This is a genomic window from Halomonas sp. ND22Bw, assembly GCF_003011945.1.
Taxonomy (GTDB): domain Bacteria; phylum Pseudomonadota; class Gammaproteobacteria; order Pseudomonadales; family Halomonadaceae; genus Halomonas; species Halomonas halophila.
The window spans coordinates 1-288 of the sequence record NZ_PXWD01000607.1 but is presented as its reverse complement, the minus strand read 5'-3'; the positions used below and the strand labels follow the sequence as shown (position 1 = coordinate 288).

At 68.1% G+C, this 288-nt stretch carries 1 protein-coding gene; it reads right to left on the bottom strand.

Annotation, left to right across the window (positions count from 1 at the left end):
- On the bottom strand, positions 1-288 hold a 288-nt coding region (locus CVH10_RS25930), incomplete at both ends, for a hypothetical protein (protein ID WP_181244537.1).

The window sequence follows — 288 nt, the reverse complement described above, 5'->3', positions numbered from 1 at the left end:
CGCCGTCGAGATAAAGTGCGCTCGCGGACGAGAGCGAGATCGCGCCGCCGTTCGAGGCCTGGAGATAGGGACTCGCGCCGGTCGACGGATTGAGCCCGGCGTTGCGGTCGAGCAGCGCGCTGGTGCCCGAGGCATCGAGCAGCGCGCCGGGTCGGATCACGGTCGCGGCGTCGCTGACCGACAGAAAGCTCGCGCCGATGATCTGCTGGCGCTGGTCGAGCGACGCATCGAGCAGGTTGGCGAGATTGAGCCGGTGCGCATCGACCGTATTTCCGATGGTGATCCGGC